The organism is Brevundimonas sp. BAL450, from assembly GCF_015767455.1.
Taxonomy (GTDB): domain Bacteria; phylum Pseudomonadota; class Alphaproteobacteria; order Caulobacterales; family Caulobacteraceae; genus Brevundimonas; species Brevundimonas abyssalis.
Genome location: NZ_JADWOW010000062.1, coordinates 54,876 through 73,514, shown reverse-complemented (window position 1 = coordinate 73,514; position 18,639 = coordinate 54,876). Strand labels below are relative to the sequence as shown.

Annotated in this window: 9 protein-coding genes; 6 read left to right on the top strand and 3 right to left on the bottom strand. The window is 69.9% G+C overall.

Going from position 1 to position 18,639, the window contains the following annotated elements; all coding sequences use genetic code 11:
* Positions 1-5 precede the first annotated feature (5 nt).
* A complete protein-coding gene (locus tag IWC96_RS15035) occupies positions 6-3,272 on the top strand; it encodes an efflux RND transporter permease subunit (RefSeq protein ID WP_196839223.1) in 3,267 nt (1,088 codons plus the stop codon).
* On the top strand, positions 3,272-4,711 hold the full coding sequence (locus IWC96_RS15030) for an efflux transporter outer membrane subunit (RefSeq protein WP_196839222.1): 1,440 nt from the start codon (positions 3,272-3,274) through the stop codon (positions 4,709-4,711). The genes IWC96_RS15035 and IWC96_RS15030 overlap by 1 nt, the downstream gene beginning before the upstream one ends.
* 3 nt (positions 4,712-4,714) lie before the next feature.
* On the opposite strand, the gene IWC96_RS15025 is transcribed toward IWC96_RS15030, so the two are convergent.
* From IWC96_RS15025 to IWC96_RS15015, 3 genes are all read right to left on the bottom strand, one after another.
* On the bottom strand, positions 4,715-5,110 hold the full coding sequence (locus IWC96_RS15025) for a MerC domain-containing protein (RefSeq protein ID WP_045318591.1): 396 nt from the start codon (positions 5,108-5,110) through the stop codon (positions 4,715-4,717).
* 120 nt (positions 5,111-5,230) lie between these two features.
* On the bottom strand, positions 5,231-5,905 hold the full coding sequence (locus tag IWC96_RS15020; RefSeq protein WP_045318581.1) for a TorF family putative porin: 675 nt from the start codon (positions 5,903-5,905) through the stop codon (positions 5,231-5,233).
* 133 nt (positions 5,906-6,038) lie between these two features.
* A complete protein-coding gene (locus IWC96_RS15015) occupies positions 6,039-7,484 on the bottom strand; it encodes an ammonium transporter (protein WP_196839221.1) in 1,446 nt (481 codons plus the stop codon).
* Positions 7,485-7,734: 250 nt separating this feature from the next.
* On the opposite strand from IWC96_RS15015, the gene IWC96_RS15010 reads away from it, so the two are divergent.
* The 4 genes from IWC96_RS15010 (at position 7,735) to IWC96_RS14995 (ending at position 18,588) form a co-directional block, all read left to right on the top strand.
* Positions 7,735-9,168 carry an NAD(P)-dependent oxidoreductase gene (locus tag IWC96_RS15010; RefSeq protein WP_021695868.1) on the top strand — a complete coding sequence of 478 codons (1,434 nt, stop codon included), beginning with the start codon at positions 7,735-7,737 and terminating at the stop codon, positions 9,166-9,168.
* Positions 9,165-13,652, top strand: coding sequence for a glutamate synthase large subunit (gltB, locus tag IWC96_RS15005; protein ID WP_021695869.1), 4,488 nt, complete (start codon positions 9,165-9,167; stop codon positions 13,650-13,652). Before IWC96_RS15010 ends, gltB begins: the two co-directional genes overlap by 4 nt.
* A gap of 83 nt (positions 13,653-13,735) precedes the next feature.
* The gene (locus IWC96_RS15000; RefSeq protein WP_045318592.1) at positions 13,736-14,983 is read left to right on the top strand and encodes an NAD(P)/FAD-dependent oxidoreductase; all 1,248 of its coding nucleotides are present in this window, start codon (positions 13,736-13,738) and stop codon (positions 14,981-14,983) included.
* Complete coding sequence (locus tag IWC96_RS14995; RefSeq protein ID WP_045318582.1) at positions 14,980-18,588, top strand: hydantoinase B/oxoprolinase family protein; 3,609 nt, start codon at positions 14,980-14,982, stop codon at positions 18,586-18,588. The genes IWC96_RS15000 and IWC96_RS14995 overlap by 4 nt, the downstream gene beginning before the upstream one ends.
* Positions 18,589-18,639: the final 51 nt, after the last annotated feature.

The window sequence follows — 18,639 nt, the reverse complement described above, 5'->3', positions numbered from 1 at the left end:
ACGCCATGAATTTCTCACGCTTCTTCATCGACCGGCCGATCTTCGCGATCGTCATCTCGGTGGTCATCACCCTGATCGGCGCCTTCGCCTACCCGCTGCTGCCGCTGTCGCAGTATCCGGAGATCGCGCCGCCCACCATCGCGATCCAGGCCGCCTATCCCGGCGCCTCGGCCGAGACCCTGGCCGAGACCGTCGCCGCGCCCATCGAGCAGGAGGTGAACGGCGTCGAGAACATGCTCTACATGTCCTCCTCGTCCACCTCCGACGGGGTGGTGGCGGTGACCGTCACCTTCCAGCCGGGCACGGATCTGGATGCGGCCCAGGTGCTGGTCCAGAACCGGGTCGCCCTGGCCGAACCGCGCCTGCCGGAACAAGTGCGCCAGATCGGCGTGACAGTGAACAAGCAGGCCACCGACTTCCTGCTGCTGGTCGCCCTGACCTCGCCGGACGAGAGCCTCGACGTCGACTACATGGGCAACTACGCCAACTCGACGCTGCGTGACCGCATGCTGCGCATTGAGGGCGTGGGCCAGGTCCAGATCTTCGGCGGCGGCAACTACGCCATGCGCATCTGGATCGACCCGGCCAAGGCCGCGGCGCGCAACCTGACGGCGCCCGAGATCATCAACGCCCTGCGCGGCCAGAACACCCAGGCCGCAGCCGGCGCCATCGGCCAGCCGCCCTATACGGACAACGCCTCCGCCTTCCAGCTGCCCGTGCAGGTGCAAAGCCGGCTGTCGGATCCCGAACAGTTCGCCGATGTGGTCATCAAGACCGACGCCGAGGGCCGTGTCACCCGCGTCCGCGATGTGGCGCGGGTCGAGCTGGGCTCCCAGGACTACGGCATCCGGGGCTATTTCTCCGGCGAGCGCGGCGTGGGCATGGCCATCGTCCAGCAACCGGGCGCCAACGCCCTGAACACCGCCCACGCGGTCCTCGAGGAGATCGAGGCCCTGTCCGGCGACTTCCCGCCCGGCATGACCTATTCCATTCCCTACAACCCGACCGAATACGTCGAGCACTCGGTCGAGGCGGTGCAGCACACCCTGATCGAGGCCATCTTCCTGGTCATGATCGTGGTGCTGGTTTTCCTGCAGACCTGGCGCGCGGCGATCATCCCGATCATCGCCATTCCCGTGGCCCTGGTCGGCACCTTCGCCATCCAGCTGGCGCTGGGCTTCTCGATCAATTCCCTGTCCCTGTTCGCCCTGGTGCTGGCTGTGGGCATCGTGGTCGATGACGCCATCATCGTGGTGGAGAACGTGGAGCGCTATATCCGCGAAGGCCTGACCCCGCGCGAGGCCGCCTACAAGTCCATGCGCGAGGTGTCCGGCGCCCTGATCGCCATCAGCCTGGTGCTGGTCGCGGTGTTCGTGCCGACGGCTTTCGTGTCGGGCATCCCGGGCATCTTCTATCGCCAGTTCGCCGTCACCATCGCCGGCGCCACCATGATTTCCCTGCTGGTTTCGCTGACCCTGTCGCCGGCCCTGGCCGCCCTGCTGCTGAAGCCGCACAAGCCTCACGACGCGAACGCCCGCAAACGCGGCCCCATCGGGACCGGGTTCCACTACCTCGGCATGGCGGGCGCCAAATTCAATCAGGGATTCGACTGGCTGTCGGACCGCTACGGCCGCCTGACCGCACGGCTCGTGCGCACCGTCTCCATCGTGCTGATCATCTATGTGGGTCTGCTGGCCCTGACCGGGTGGCGGCTGATGGACACGCCCACCGGCTTCATCCCCGAGCAGGATCAGGGCTTCCTCATTGGCGTGGTGCAACTGCCGCCCGGCGCCTCGCTGGACCGCACCGAGGCCGCCATGACCCGCGCCGTGGAGATCGTCCGCGCGACCGAGGGCGTCGTCGATGTGGCCGCCTTCGCAGGTCTGGACGGCACCAGCTTCTCGGCGGGCTCGAACTCCGCGACCATGTTCATCCGTCTGGCTGATCACGGCGAACGTTCGGCGCCCGAGCTCACGGCCTCGGCCTTGGCCGGGCAGCTCAGCATGGCCGCCGGCGCCATCGAGGAAGCGCAGATCTTCATGATCGCACCGCCCGCGGTGCAGGGTCTCGGCAACGGCAACGGCTTCGTCATGATGGTTCAGGACCGTTCCGGCGCCGGCTATGAGGCTCTGCAAGGCGCCACCTACGCCATGATGGGCGCCGCCGCCCAGACGCCGGATCAGGTGCAGCAGGTGTTCAGCCTGTACAACACCGGCACGCCGCGCATTCAGGCCGACGTGGACCGCGACCGCGCCCTGATGATGGGGGTCCAGCCCGCCGATGTGTACGACACCCTCGGCATCTATCTGGGCTCGTCCTACATCAATGACTTCAACTATCTGGGCCGCACCTTCCGCGTCACCGCCCAGGCCGAGCCCGCCTACCGCGACGACATCTCCGACATCGCCAACCTTCAGACCCGCTCATCCTCGGGCGCCATGGTTCCGATCGGTTCGGTAGCGACGCTGAGCAACGACTCCGGCCCGGCGCGTGTGGTCCGCTACAACATGTTCCCGGCCTCCGAGCTTCAGGGACAGGCCGCCCCGGGCGTCTCGTCCGGACAGGCGCTGGCCACGATGGAGGCCATGGCCGCCCAGGCTCTGCCGGACGGGTTCAGCTATGAATGGACCGGCCTGGCCTATCAGGAGCAGCAGTCGGGCTCATCCTCGACCATGATCTTCCTGATGGCGGTGGTGTTCGTGTTCCTGGTGCTGGCCGCCCAGTACGAGGCCTTCACCCTGCCGCTGGCGGTCATCCTGATCGTGCCCATGTGCATCCTGGCGGCCCTGATCGGGGTCAATCTGAACGGGATGGACAACAACATCCTGACCCAGGTGGGCCTGGTGGTTCTGATCGCGCTGGCGGCCAAGAACGCCATCCTGATCGTGGAGTTCGCCAAACAGGCCGAGGAGAACGACGGGCTGAACCGCTGGGACGCCGCGGTCCGCGCCGCGCGCACCCGTCTGCGGCCGATCCTGATGACGTCCTTCGCCTTCATCTTCGGCGTGCTGCCCCTCGCCATCGCCACGGGTCCGGGCGCGGAGATGCGTCAGGCCCTGGGCGTGGCGGTGGTGTTCGGCATGGTCGGGGTGACCCTGTTCGGCCTGATCTTCACGCCGGTGTTCTACGTCATCTCCCGCTGGATTTCGGGCAAGCTGCCCAGGGCCCCCGAGAAGGACCGCGACCTGCCCACCACCTACGGCGCGCCGCCCCACGACCCCTATGATCCTGACGCGCCGGCGCCTGCCGCCGGCCGGACCGGAGACCACTGATGACCCCCCGCCTGTCCACTTCCGCCCGTTTCCTCTCCGCCGCCTGCGCAACGGCTCTCCTGTCGGCGTGCGCGGTGGGGCCAGGGGCGCCCGAGGCCACCCTCCCCCCCCCTGCCTCGGGCGCCTTCATCGGCCAGGGGCTGACCACGCAGGTCAGCCCCGCCCAGGCCCGCAGCGACTGGTGGCGTCTGTACGATGATCCCGTGCTGGACGGCCTGGTGCTCCAGGCCCTGGCCGAGAACAACGAACTGGAAGCCGCCGCTGCCAACCTGCGTCTGGTGCGCGCGTCGCTGAGCGAGGCGCGTTCCGCCCGCCTGCCGTCCACCAGCGTGGGCGCGTCAGGCCAGTACGGCCGCCAGTCCGCCTACGCCGTCGATCCGGCGGCGACCGGACCGCTGGACGAGGGCGAGACCTATGACGTGGGTCTGGACGTGGCCTATGAGATCGACCTGTTCGGACGGGTGTCCTCGGCCATTCGCGCCGCCCGCGCCGACGCCGACGCGGCCCAGGCCGCGCTGGAGGTGGTTCAGGTCACTGTGGCGGCTGAAACGGCGCGCGCCTACGCCGACGCCTGTTCCGCCAACGCCCGGATCGCGGTCACCGAGCGCACCATCGGGCTGCAGCAGGAAACCGCCGACCTCACCCAGCGCCTGCTGGATCTGGGCCGGGGCACCGGGCTGGACACCGCCCGCGCGGACTCGGCGCTGCAGTCCACCCGCGCCACCCTGCCGCCCCTGAGGGCCCAGCGCGACGCCGCCCTGTTCCGCCTGTCCACCCTCACCGGGGTCACCCCGGCCGAGGCCAGCCAGGCCGCGCGCGACTGCGCCCGTCCGCCCCAGCTGACCCAGCCCGTCCCCATCGGCGACGGGGCGGCCCTGCTGGCCCGCCGGCCGGACGTGCGCCGGGCGGAACGCGAGCTGGCCGGCGCCGCCGCACGGGTGAACGTGGCCGTCGCCTCCCTCTATCCGACCATCCAGCTCGGCGGGTCTCTGGGCGCGACCGCGTTGGATGCGTCCGACCTCGGCGACGATACGGCCTTCCGCTTCAATGTCGGACCTTTGATCAGCTGGTCCTTCCCCAACATCGCCGCCATCCGCGCGCGCATTGCCCAGGCCGAGGCCGGGACCGACATCGCCCTGGCCAATTTCGACCAGACGGTGCTGGTGGCGCTGCAGGAGACCGAGACGGCCCTGTCGGCCTACGCCAACGAACTGGACCGTCGCGCGGCCCTGACCACGGCCCGGAACCGCGCGGCGGACGCCGAGCGGCTGTCGCGGCTGCGTTTCGACGCCGGCGCCGACAGCTTCCTGACCCTGCTGGACGCCCAGCGGACCCTGGCCCAGGCCGACGCCGCCCTGGCCGCGTCAGAGGCTCAGGTCAGCAATAACCAGATCACCCTGTTCAAGGCTCTGGCGGGCGGATGGGGTGTTGCGGAGTAGTCCTCAGCAGCGGTGACGTCGTCGCCGCAGATTGATCCAGTGGGCGGCGCTCAGCAGAAGGGCGCCGGCCACGGTGATCGGCGTCTCCATGGCATGGCTGGGCCACTCGGCCGCGCCCAGAACCAGCGCCGTCAGCCCCAGCGCCGCCAGCGACAAGGGCAAAGGCCGCAGGGCCCCGCGCGGCGGCCAGGCCAGGGTCCAGATGGACAGCGGCGCCGCCACGGCCACGAAGGCCCAGTGCGCCCAGGCCGCTTCCGTGGCCAGGCCGAGCATGGGGAGGAACGCCGCCGCCACCGGCAGGGCCAGGCAATGGGCGAGGCAGGCCATGGACAGGCCGATGGCGGCCATGTCGCCCCAGGATCGGACGACGGCGCGGGGGGCTGCGGCGGGGGCGTTCATGCGGAATCCTTCGATGACCCCGCTCATATGTTATTCTATAACACCAGCGCAAGATGCGCCCATGAAAAACGCCGCCCGGCGAACCGGACGGCGTTTTGGTTTCGACGGACGTCTGTAGCGTCAGAAGCCGGCGGTCAGGCTGAGGACGACGCGGCTGTCGAAGATGTCCCCCCAGTTGTGCTCGTCGGTGTCGTGGTAGCGCAGGTCCACGCCGAACACATCGTTGAAGGCGTACCCCACGCCCAGATTCCAGCTCAGATAGTCGGCGCCGGAATCCACCCACTGCTGGCCCACCGCACCCGACACGCTCCACTGCGGCGCGGGTTCGACGGCGAAGTTGGCCTCCAGATAGGTGGCGTCATCCTCGGCGCCGAAGAAGTCCGGCGAATAGGCCAGCTTCAGGCCGTATGTCGCCGCCCCAATGGCGCGCGACACCGCCGCGGACGCTTCGGTGAAGTCATAGTCCGAGCCGTCCGGATCCCCCAGGTACATGTAGTGGGTGATGCCGAAGTCCCAGTCGAAGCCGCCGACCGACGGCGCGACACCCAGATAGATGTCCCACTCGGCGTCGGTGTCGTCGCCGAAATCGACCGTCGAGGCCCAGGTCCCCGCATAGAAGATCCCGGACTCGTAATCCACACCGCCCTGGATGGCGAAATCCTCGTCGGACTGGCTGACGCCCCGCCAGACATAGTCCGAGGTGGCGGTGAGGTTGAAGCTGAAATCCTGGGCCGAGGCAGCGCCGGCCAGGGCGAGAACGGCGGCGGAGCAGACAGACGCGATCACTGTTTTCATTGGATATCCCCTCTTTGAGTTCGTTGGTTGAAAGCCTCTGAGCCTTCAGATCACCCCCGGGCGGTAGGGAGAGCGGGACCCCCTCGATCCCGCTCTCCCGTCCCCCTCCGCCCCGCGGAATGAGACGACGGAGCTAGTGCTCCAGCGCCTCGCCATGGATCACGGTGTCGAGACCGGTCTCCTCCTCCTCGGGCCGCACGCGCAGGCCCGTGGTGAACTTGCAGATCAGCAGGATGAGGAAGGTGCCCACCGCGCTCCATGCGATGGTCCAGGCCAGGCCCAGGGCCTGGGTCGGGACATTGGCGCCTTCCGACACGCTGTTGATGGCGGTGGTGGCGAACACGCCGGTCAGCAGCGCGCCGAGCAGGCCGCCGGCGCCGTGGATGCCGAAGACGTCCAGGCTGTCGTCGTAGCGCAGCAGCTTCTTGATCCAGACCGAGGCCGCGTAGCAGACCGGACCGGCGATCAGGCCGATGATGACCGCGCCCTTGGGATCGACGAAACCCGCCGCCGGGGTGATGGCGACCAGACCGGCCACCAGACCCGACAGCACGCCGATCAGCGAGGGTTTGCGCTTCTCGATGACCTCGATCAGCTTCCAGCTGAGCGACGCCGCCATGGCGGCCAGCAGGGTGTTCAGTATGGCAACGCCGGCGATGGCGTCCGCAGCCCAGGCCGAGCCGGCGTTGAAACCGAACCAGCCCACCAGCAGCAGGCTGGCGCCGATCAGGGTCAGGACCGGGTTGTGGGCCACGATCGGACCCGCGCCATAGCCCTTTCTCGGGCCGAGGAAGATGGCGCAGACCAGACCCGCCACGCCGGAGTTCACGTGAACCACCGCGCCGCCGGCGAAGTCGAGCACGCCCATGCCGCCCAGGAAGCCGCCGCCCCACACCCAGTGACAGATGGGCGAATAGACGAAGAGCGTCCACAGGGCCGTGAACAGCAGCAGCGCCGAGTACTTCATGCGCTCGGCGAAGGCGCCCGTGACCAGGGCGGGCGTGATGATGGCGAAGGTCAGCTGGAAGGCGATCCAGAGATATTCAGGCAGACCCGGAGCCGCGCCATAGGCCGTCTCCATGCCGACCCCGTTCAGGAACATGGCCTGAAGTCCGCCGACCACGGCGTTGACTTGCTCTCCGCTGAATCCGGCGATGGGCTGACCCACCCCGAAGGCCAGGCTGTAGCCTGCGACGAACCAGCACAGGCTGACCACCGCCGCCACGCCCACCGACTGGGTGATGGTGGCGATGACGTTTTTGCGCCGCACCATGCCGCCGTAGAAGAGCGCCAGACCCGGCAGGGTCATCAGCAGCACCAGGGCCGTGGAGGTCAGGATCCAGCTGGTGGCCGCACCGTCGATCTCGGCCACCGCCTGGTGGTCGAGCAGTTCCGGTCCGGGCGCGGCCTCCTCGGCGGCCGCGGCCTCTTCGATGGTCACGGTGCTGGCGGCGCCCGCCCCGCTGTCCGCCGCGGCTTCAAGAGCCTCCGGCGCGGCTTCGGCCGCAGGCGCAGCCAGCGCCGCCGGGTCCGCAGTCGCGGGGGTGGCGAACGCGCCCCCCGCGTAGAACAACGCCATGGTTAGAATGCATAGCCCGACAAAGCCGGGCAGTCGGTTCCAGATCTTGGTCACTGATATTACCCCCTGGTTGGTTATCCCGCAGGTGCGAACTGTTTAACGCATTTGCGAAATGCGCAAGAGGCTTTGCCGTGGTCGGAGCACAATTGTTGCCAAATTCACGCGGACGGACCTTGCGCGCGACTAATTTATTGCGCCAAGAACCACCTGCCCATAGAGTTTTCGCCCGCACTTGCGAGAGGGATTTGATTTGGCTGACGCGAACCAGAAGTTCGTGACCGTTCCGCACGCCGGTCCTGCGAAGGCCGCCGCGTCCGAACGCGTGCGCGATTTCGACGAGATCTACGCCTCGTTCCGGGTCGCTGAAGGCACAAGCCAGTCCAGCCGCTGCGCCCAGTGCGGCGTGCCGTTCTGCCAGTCCGGCTGTCCCTTGCAGAACAACATCCCTGACTGGCTGCGCCTGGCCTCCGAGGGCCGTATCGAGGAAGCCTGGCGGCTGTCCGAAGCCACCAGCGCCATGCCCGAAATCTGCGGCCGCATCTGCCCCCAGGACCGCCTGTGCGAAGGCGCCTGCACCCTGGAGCAGGCCGGCTGGGAGACGGTCACCATCGGCTCGGTGGAGAAGTGGCTGGGCGACCAGGCGTTCGACAACGGCTGGATCTCGCCTCTGCGCCCCCTGACGGAACTGGGGCGGTCAATCGGCATCATCGGCGCCGGGCCGGCCGGTCTGGCCGCCGCGGACCGGCTGCGGTCGGCGGGCTACGCCGTCACCATCTATGACCGCCACGACCGCGCGGGCGGCCTGCTGACCTACGGCATCCCCGGCTTCAAGCTGGAGAAGCATGTGGTCGCCCGCCGTGTGGACCGCCTGATCGAGGGCGGCGTGAAATTCCGGCTCAACACCGACATCGGCAAGGACATCGCCTTCGACGACCTGCGCGGCGCCCATGACGCGGTGCTGGTGGCCACGGGGGTCTATCAGGCCCGGCGGCTGTCGGCGCCCGGCTGCGGCTCCAACGGCGTGGTGGCCGCGCTGGACTATCTGATCGCGTCCAACCGCAAGGGTTTCGGCGACGCCGTGGCCGCCTACGACGACGGTCCCCTGAACGCCGAGAGCAAGCGGGTGGTGGTCATCGGCGGCGGCGACACGGCCATGGACTGCGTGCGCACCGCCGTGCGTCAGGGGGCGACCTCGGTCACCTGCGTCTATCGCCGCGACCGGGACAACATGCCCGGCAGCGCCCGCGAGACCACCAACGCCGAGGAGGAAGGCGTCCGCTTCGAATGGCTGGCGGCGCCCAAGGCGGTGCTGGGCGGCTCGGACGGCGTCACCGGCCTGCGCGCGGCGCGCATGGCCCTGTCGGCCCCGACCCTGGACGGCCGCTGGACGGTCGAGGAGGCGCCCGGCGGCGAGTTCGACCTGCCCGCCGACCTGATCATCGAGGCCCTGGGCTTTGAACCGGAGAACCTTCCTGTCATCTTCGACGCCGACGATCTGGCGGTGACCGACTGGAAGACCCTGCGTGTCGCCGCCCACGGCTTCGCCACCACCCTGCCCGGCGTATTCGCTGCGGGCGACATCGTGCGCGGCGCCTCTCTCGTGGTCTGGGCCGTGCGTCAGGGACAGGACGCCGCCGCCGAAATCGACCAGTGGCTGCGTAATCAGGACTCCGTTGCGGCATGACGTTCGACCCCAAGCACTACCTGGCCCAACGTGACGCCCTGGCGGCGGCCCACGCCTATGAACCCACGTCCGAGCGGGACGCCTGCGGCGTCGGTCTGGTCGCCGCCCTGGACGGCCAGCCGCGCCGCGAGGTGGTCGAACTGGCCCTCAAGGCCCTGAAGGCCATCTTCCACCGGGGCGCGGTGGACGCCGACGGCAAGTCCGGGGACGGCGCCGGCATCCTGATCGGCATGCCGCGCGCCTTCTTCGAGGCCCAGGTGCGCGACACCGGTCACACGCCCCGTCCCGGCCCCATCGCCGTGGGCCAGGTGTTCCTTCCCCGCACCGATCTGGGGGCCCAGGAGCGCGCCCGCACCCTGGTCGAGAGCGAGGTCCTGAAAGCCGGATTCTATCTGTACGGCTGGCGTCAGGTCCCCCACCGCATCGAGGTTCTGGGCGAGCGCGCCGCCGCCACTCGCCCCGAGATCGAACAGATCATGCTGGCGCCGCCCGACGATCTGGAGGGCGAGGCGCTGGAGCGGGCCCTGTTCCTGCTGCGCCGCCGCATCGAGAAGCGCGCCCAGGCCAAGGGTCTGGCCGAGTTCTACGTCTGCTCCCTGTCGGCCCGCTCGGTCATCTACAAGGGCATGATGCTGGCCGAGGCGCTGGACGAGTTCTATCCGGACCTGACCGACCCGCGCATGGAGGCGCCGGTGGCCCTGTTCCACCAGCGATACTCCACCAACACCTTCCCGGAATGGCGGCTGGCCCAGCCTTTCCGCATGCTGGCGCACAACGGCGAGATCAACACCCTGCGCGGCAACGCCAACTGGATGCGCAGCCACGAGATCCGCATGACCGCCGACGCCTTCGGGGCCGACGACGCCACGGTCAAGCCGGTGATCCAGGCCTCGGGCTCCGACTCCGCCGCACTGGACAATGTGTTCGAGGTGCTGGTCCACGCCGGGCGCCCCGCGCCCATGGTCAAGGCCCTGCTGATCCCCGAGGCGCGCCTGCCCGGGCTGATGAAGCCCGAGCACGAGGCGCTCTACGCCTATTGCAACGCGGTGATGGAGCCGTGGGACGGCCCCGCCGCCATCTGCGCCACCGACGGCCGCTGGGTCGTGGCGGGCAAGGACCGCAACGGCCTGCGCCCCCTGCGCGCCGCCCTCACCACCGACGGCCTGCTGATCTGCGGCTCCGAGGCGGGCATGACCGGCGTGGCCGAGGAGCGCATCGCCGAGCGCCGCCACATCGGCCCCGGCCGCATGATCTGCGTCGATCTGGAGGCGGGCCGCTTCTACGACGAAGCCGAGACCATCGACCGTCTGGCCGAGGATCACCCCTACGCCGAGTGGCTGGACAACATGGTGGAGCTGGAGCCCATGATCGGGCCCGGCGACGAGCCGCGCCGCCTGGACGGCGAGGCCCTGGTGCGCGCGCAGGCCGCGGTGGGCTGGACCGACGAAGACATCGAGAGCCTGCTGGACCCCATGGCCGCCGACGGCAAGGAGGCGGTGGGCTCCATGGGCGACGACACCCCGCCCGCGGTCCTGTCCCATCAGGACCGGCCCTTCAGCCACTATTTCCGCCAGCAGTTCGCCCAGGTCACCAACCCGCCCATCGACTCCCTGCGCGAAGCGGGGGCCATGAGCCTGAAGACCCGGTTCAAGAACCTCGGCAATATCCTGGCCCAGGACGAGACCCAGACCCGGGTGTTCGTGCTGGAGTCCCCGGTCCTGACCACCGGCATGTACGAGCGCATGCTGCTGGCCGTGGGTGCGGGCGCCACCATCCACATCGACTGCACCTTCATCGCACCCCCTGAGGGCGCGAAGCCGGGCGAGGCCCTGCGTCAGGCGCTGGACCGCATCCAGGGCGAGGCGGTCCAGGCGGCCGCTGACGGCGCGGCCCTGATCGTGCTGACGGACGAACACATGGGCCCCGGCCGCCCGCTGGCGCCCATGATCCTCGCGGCTGCGGCGGTGCACGCCCGGCTGGTGGACGAGGGCCTGCGCTCGTTTGTCTCCATCGTGGTGCGCACGTCGGAAGCCATCGACGCCCACGCCTTCGCGGTGCTGGTCGGGGTCGGCGCCACGGCGGTCAACGCCTGGCTGGCGCAGGAGACCTTCCAGGACCGCATGGACGCGGGCCGCTATCCCGGCCTGACGCTCCGCGACGCCTGCCTGAACTACAAGAAGGCGGTCGAGGCGGGTCTGATGAAGATCCTCGCCAAGAAGGGCATCTCGGTCATCTCCGCCTATCGCGGCGGCTATGAGTTCGAGGCGCTGGGCCTGTCGCGGGCGCTGGTCAACGAGTTCTTCCCCGGCATGGTCTCGCGCATCTCCGGCGTCGGCCTGGCGGGCATCGAGGCCCAGATGGTGCGCAAGGCGAAACGCGGCTTCGAGGCCGCCCGCCCGGCCCGCCGCATCGGCGGTTCGCACCGCATCCGTGCCGGCGAGGAGACCCACGGCTGGGACGCTGAGATGATCCACCGCCTGCAGGACGCCACCACGCGCGGCGACTACAAGCGGTTCAAGGCCTATTCCCGCCGCGCCCGCGAACTGCCGTCCATCGCGCTCAGGGACCTGCTGGACTTCCGCGAGGCGGAGCGCCCCGCGCCCCTGGACGAGGTCGAGAGCGTCAACGAAATCCGCAAGCGGTTCGTCACCCCGGGCATGAGCCTGGGCGCCCTGTCGCCCGAGGCGCACGAGACCCTGAACATCGCCATGAACCGCATCGGCTCGCGCTCGGTGTCGGGCGAGGGCGGCGAGGATCCGGAGCGCTACAAGCCCCGCGCCAACGGCGACAATCCAAACTCGGCCATCAAGCAGGTGGCCTCGGGCCGGTTCGGCGTCACCGCCGAATATCTGAACCAGTGCCGCGAGATCGAGATCAAGGTGGCCCAGGGCGCCAAGCCCGGTGAAGGCGGCCAGCTGCCCGGCTTCAAGGTCACCGAGTTCATCGCCCGCATGCGTCATTCGACGCCGGGCGTGGGCCTGATCAGCCCGCCGCCGCACCACGACATCTACTCCATCGAGGATCTGGCCCAGCTCATCTACGACCTGAAGCAGATCAACCCCGACGCCCGGGTCACGGTGAAGCTGGTCTCCTCCGCCGGCATCGGCGCGGTGGCGGCGGGCGTGGCCAAGGCGAAGGCCGACATCATCCTCATCTCCGGCCACAACGGCGGCACGGGCGCCTCCGCCATGGGCTCCATCAAGCATGCGGGCATGCCGTGGGAGATGGGTCTGGCCGAGGCCCATCAGGTGCTGGGCCTGAACGGCCTGCGCGACCATGTGCGCCTGCGCACCGACGGCGGCATCCGCACCGGCCGGGACGTGGTCATCGCCGCCCTGCTGGGGGCCGAGGAGTTCGGCATCGGCACCGCCAGCCTGATCGCCGTGGGCTGTTTGATGGTGCGCCAGTGCCACTCCAACACCTGCCCCGTGGGCGTCTGTGTTCAGGACGAGCGCCTGCGCGCCATGTTCACCGGCACGGCGGACAAGGTGGTCAACCTGTTCAGCTTCATCGCCGAGGAGACGCGCGAGGTTCTGGCGTCCCTGGGCCTGCGTTCGCTGGACGAGGCCGTCGGCCGCACCGACCTGCTGCGTCAGGTCTCGCGCGGCGGCGCCGAACTGGATGATCTGGACCTGAATCCCTTGCTGGTGCGCGTGGACAGCGGCCTGCAGGTGCGGCGCGGACCAGAGGCCCGACGCAATCCCGTGCCCGACACCCTCGACGCCCAGGTGGTGCGCGACGCCGCCCCCTTCCTGGAGCGGCGCGAGAAGATGCAGCTGACCTATTCGGTCCGCAATGTGCAGCGCGCCATCGGCACGCGCACCTCCAGCCACATCGTGCGCAAATACGGCTCGGACCTGCCCGACGGACATCTGACCCTGAAGCTGCGCGGCTCGGCCGGCCAGTCGCTGGCCGCCTGGGGCATGAAGGGCCTCAAGATCGAGCTGGACGGCGAGGCCAACGACTATGTGGGCAAGGGCCTGTCCGGCGCCGAGATCGTGGTGCGCCCGACCCGGTGGATGGAGCGCCAGGCCATCGTCGGCAACACCTGCCTGTACGGCGCCACCTCCGGCGCACTGTACGCCGCGGGCATGGCGGGCGAGCGCTTCGGGGTCCGCAACTCCGGCGCCACGGCGGTGATCGAGGGCTGCGGCGCCCACGGCTGCGAATACATGACCGGCGGCGCCGTGGTGATCCTGGGCCGGGTCGGCTGGAACTTCGCCGCGGGCATGTCCGGCGGGCGGGTCCATGTGCTGGACGAGGACGGTGACCTGGCCGCCCACGTCAACGCGGACTCCGTCGTGCTGGGCCCGGTGGTCGGCGCCTCGGCCGACGCGCTGAAGGCTCTGGTGGAACGCCACGCGCTCGAGACCGGCTCGCCCAAGGCGCGCCGCCTGCTGGAGAACTGGCCCACCGCGCTCAAGCGCTTCGTGGAGATCCTGCCGGCAGAGACTGCCGCCAGGGCTTCCCTGAAACGCGCCTAGGGCCGGCATAGCCACAATTCGCAAAGGGTGGTCTCGCGCGCCTCACATGCCATATGTCGGGCGACCAGCCTTGCAGGACCGCCATGACCGACACGACCGCCCATCCCGCCGACGCCCGCATCGTCATCGTCGGCGCGGGTCATGCAGGCGGCTCGGCGGCGGCGTTCCTGCGCCAGTACGGCCATGAGGGTCCCATCGTCCTGATCGGCGACGAGGCGGCCATCCCCTACCAGCGCCCGCCCCTGTCCAAGGCCTGGCTGAAGGGCGAGGCGGACATCGAGGCGGTCGAGCTGCGCCCCGCCTCCTGGTACGCCGAAAACCACGTGGACCTGCGCACCGAAACCGCCGCTGTCGCCATCGACCGCGACGCCCGAACGGTCACGCTCAACGATGGATCGAGCCTTGCCTACGATGTCCTGATCCTCGCCACGGGCTCCCGCGCCCGGCGTCTGGATATTCCCGGCGCCGACCTGCCCGGCGTCCTGGCCTTGCGCACCTTCACCGAGGCCGAGGCCCTGAAGGCGGTGCTGAAGCCGGGCGCGCGGCTCGCCGTGGTCGGCGGCGGCTATGTGGGGCTGGAGGCCGCCGCCTCGGCCCGCGCCCTGGGCGCCGCGGCCGTCATCATCGAGCGCGAGGCCCGCTGTCTGGCCCGCGTCGCTTGCGGCCCCCTGTCGGACTTCTTCCAGGATCTTCACCGCGGCCACGGCGTATCGCTGGAACTGAACGCCGCCGTGTCCGGCTTCGAGGATGCGGACGGCGTCCTCACCGGCGTGCGTCTGGAGGATGGCCGTGTCATCCCCTGCGACATCGCCCTGATCGGCGTCGGCGGGGTGGCCAATGACGAACTGGCGCGTGCGGCGGGGATCCCGTGTGAGAACGGCGTGGTGGTGGACCATCAGGCCCGCACCAGCGACCCCGCCATCTTCGCCATCGGCGATGTGACTTGGCGCCCCCTGCCGCTCTACGAGGACCGCTCGTTCCGTCTCGAAAGCGTGCCCAATGCGCTGGAGCAGGCCAAGCAGGCCGCCGCCGCCGTCACCGGCCGCCCCGCACCCGCGCCCGAGACGCCCTGGTTCTGGTCCGACCAGTACGACGTCAAACTCCAGATCGCCGGCCTGCCCTTCGAGGCCGACGACGTGGTGGTGCGCGGCGATCCCGCCGCAGCCAAATTCGCCGTGTTCCATCTGAAGGGCGACCGGGTCCGCGCGGTGGAGGCGGTAAACGCTGCGCCGGAGTTCATGATGGGCAAGCAGCTCATCGCCAGGGCGACCCCCGTCGACCGCGCGAAACTGGCTGACCCCGCCGTGTCCATGAAAGCGGTGGCGGCATGAGCGGCTGGCGCTTCTGGATCGACCGGGGCGGCACCTTCACCGACATCGTCGCCCGCGCGCCGAACGGCGCCCTGACCACCACCAAGCTGCTGTCCGACAATCCCGAGCGCTACGCCGACGCCGCCACCGAGGGCGTGCGCCGCATCCTGGACGCCGCGCCCGGTCCGGTGCCCGCTGGTCAGGTGGACGCCGTGCGCATGGGCACCACCGTGGCCACCAACGCCCTGCTCGAGCGCAAGGGCCAGCCCACCGTCCTCGCCATCACCGGCGGCTTCGGCGACGCCCTGCGCATCGGCTGGCAGAGCCGCCCGGAGCTGTTCGTCCGCCACATCAAGCTGAACGACCAACTCTATGACCGCGTGGTCGAGGTCGACGAGCGCCTGACTGTGGACGGCGCCGTGGACCGTCCGCTGGACGAGGCCAAGACCCGCGCCGACCTGACCGCCGCCCACGCCGCCGGCTTACGCGCCGTGGCCATCGTCCTCGTCCACGGCTGGCGCTTCACCAACCATGAGACTCGCGTGGCGGAAATCGCGCGCGAGGTCGGCTTCACCCAGATCTCGGTCAGCCACGAGGTGGGCGCCCTGATCAAGCTGATCGGGCGCGGCGACACCACCGTGGCCGACGCCTATCTGTCGCCCGTGCTGGCCGCCTATGTGGACCGGGTCGGCGCCGATCTGGGCCCCGACGTCCCGCTGCTGTTCATGCAGTCCTCCGGCGGCCTGACGGCGGCGGACGCCTTCCGGGGCAAGGACGCCATCCTGTCCGGTCCCGCAGGCGGGGTGGTGGGCATGGCCGAGACCGCGCGTCAGGCCGGCTTCGAGCGCGTCATCGGCTTCGACATGGGCGGCACCTCCACCGATGTCTCCCACTTTTCGGGCGAGTACGAGCGCACCTCTGACGCCGTGGTGGCCGGGGTCCGCCTGCGCGCGCCCATGCTGTCGATCCACACCGTGGCGGCGGGCGGCGGCTCCATCTGCCGCTTCGAGGGCGGGCGCATGCGGGCCGGGCCGGAGTCCGCCGGCGCCGTGCCCGGACCGGCCGCCTATCGCCGGGGCGGCCCCCTGACCGTGACCGACTGCAACGTCATGCTGGGCAAGCTGCGGCCCGAGTTCTTCCCCGCCGTGTTCGGCCCCGAGGCGGACCAGCCGCTGGACGCCGAGGTGGTGCGCGCGCGCTTCGCCGCCCTGTCGGATCAGGTGAAGGCCGAAACCGGCCGCGACCTCGCCCCCGCCGATCTGGCCGAGGGCTTCGTGGCCATCGCGGTCCAGAACATGGCCGAGGCCATCAAGGCCATCTCCATCAGCCGGGGCCACGACGTCACCGGCTACGCCCTGAACTGTTTCGGCGGCGCGGGCGGCCAGCACGCCTGTCTGGTGGCCGACGCCCTCGGCATGACCACGGTGATGCTGCACCCGTTCGCCGGCGTGCTGTCGGCCTACGGCATGGGTCTGGCCGAAGTTCGCGCCATCCGCCAGGCCACCGCCGCCCTGCCCCTGTCGCCCGACAACGACCCCGACCTGGCCGCCCGCGTCGCCGATCTGGACGCCGCCGCCCGCGCCGAACTGACCGCCCAGGGCTTCGCCGACACCGCCCTGCAGACCCTGCCCCGCGCCGAGATCAAATACGCCGGAACCGACACGCCGCTGACGGTCACCTTCGGCCCGGCCGACGCCATGACGGCCGCCTTCGAGACCGCCCACCGACGCCGCTTCGGCTTCGTGGCCGAGGGCAAGCCTCTGGTGGTGGAGACGCTGGAGGTCGAGGCCGTCGCCGCCTCTGACCAGGGCGCGGGCGATCTGGCCCCGCCCCCCGCAACCGCCGCCGAGCCCGTCGCCCGCGTCCCCGTCCGCATGGCCGGCGCCGATCACGACGCGCCCGTCTGGCGCCGCGAGCACCTGGACGCCGACGCCGCCGTGGACGGCCCCGCCATCATTCTGGAGGACACCGGGACAACGGTGCTCGAGCCCGGCTGGCGCGCCACGGTGGACGCCCACGCCAATCTGATCCTGAAGCGCGTCGTCCCCTTGCCCGCCCGCACGGCCTTGGGGACCGAGGCTGATCCCATCCTGCTGGAAGTGTTCAACAGCCGCTTCATGGCCTGCGCCGAACAGATGGGCGAGGCCCTGCGCGCCACCGCCTATTCGGTGAACATCAAGGAGCGGCTGGACTTCTCCTGCGCCGTCTTCGACGCCGGCGGCGCCCTGATCGCCAACGCCCCGCACATCCCCGTCCACCTGGGCTCCATGGGCGAGAGCATCCGCACCGTGATCCGCCAGCGTTCAGATGGACGAGGCCAAGAGAGGGGCATGCGGCGCGGCGATGTCTACATGCTCAACGCCCCCTACAACGGCGGCACCCACCTGCCCGACATCACCGTCATCATGCCGGTGTTCCTCGAGGGCGACGACGCCCCCGCCTTCTTCGTCGCCGCGCGCGGCCACCACGCCGACGTGGGCGGAACCACCCCCGGCTCCATGCCCCCGGACTCCACCACGGTGGACGAGGAAGGCGTGCTGATCGACGACTTCCTGCTGATCGACGAAGGCGCCCTGCGCGAGGCCGAAACCCGCGCCCTGTTCGCCTCGGGCCGCTATCCGTCGCGCAACGTCGACCAGAACCTCGCCGACCTGATGGCCCAGGTCGCCGCCTGCACCCGCGGCGCCGACGAGCTGATCCGCATGGTGGACGAGTTCGGCCGCCCGGTGGTCGCCGCCTACATGGGCCACGTCCAGGACAACGCCGAGGAGGCCGTGCGCCGCGCCATCGCCGCCCTGAAGCCCGGCGCCTTCGACTACGAAATGGACGACGGCGCGGTTATCCGCGTGACCATCGACATCGATCCCGCCGGACGCCGTGCGGTGGTCGATTTCACCGGGACCAGCGGCCAGCGGCCGACCAATTTCAACGCGCCCCTGTCCATCACCCGCGCGGCGGTCCTGTACGTCTTCCGCACCCTGGTGGACGACGCCATTCCCCTGAACGAGGGCTGCCTCAAACCCATCGAGCTGATCGTGCCCGAAGGCTCCATGCTGAACCCCCGCCATCCCGCCGCTGTGGTGGCCGGAAACGTGGAGACCAGCCAGGCGGTGGTGGATGCGCTGTACGGCGCCCTGGGCGTGCTGGCCGCCAGCCAGGGCACCATGAACAATTTCACCTTCGGCGACGACGCGCGCCAGTACTACGAGACCATCGCCGGGGGCTCGGGCGCCGGCCCGGATTTCGACGGCGCCGCCGCGGTCCAGACCCACATGACCAACAGCCGCCTGACCGATCCCGAGGTGCTGGAAAGCCGCTTCCCCGTTCTGCTGGAGGAATTCTCCATCCGACGCGGCTCCGGCGGCGCGGGCGCGCACAGGGGCGGCGACGGAACCGTTCGGCGCCTGCGCTTCCTGGAGCCCATGACCGCCTCGATCCTGTCCAACCACCGCCGCGTCCCGCCTTTCGGCGTGAACGGCGGCGAGCCGGGCGCCACCGGCGTCAATCGCATCGAACGCCACGACGGCCGCACAGAGGACCTGCCCTCCACCGCCCGCGCGGACATGGATCCCGGCGACGTCTTCATCATCGAAACGCCGGGCGGCGGGGGATACGGCAAGCCCTGATCCGTGCCTCAGGCGCGAAGGAAGCGGAATCCCGCATTTCCGCAGTCCAAT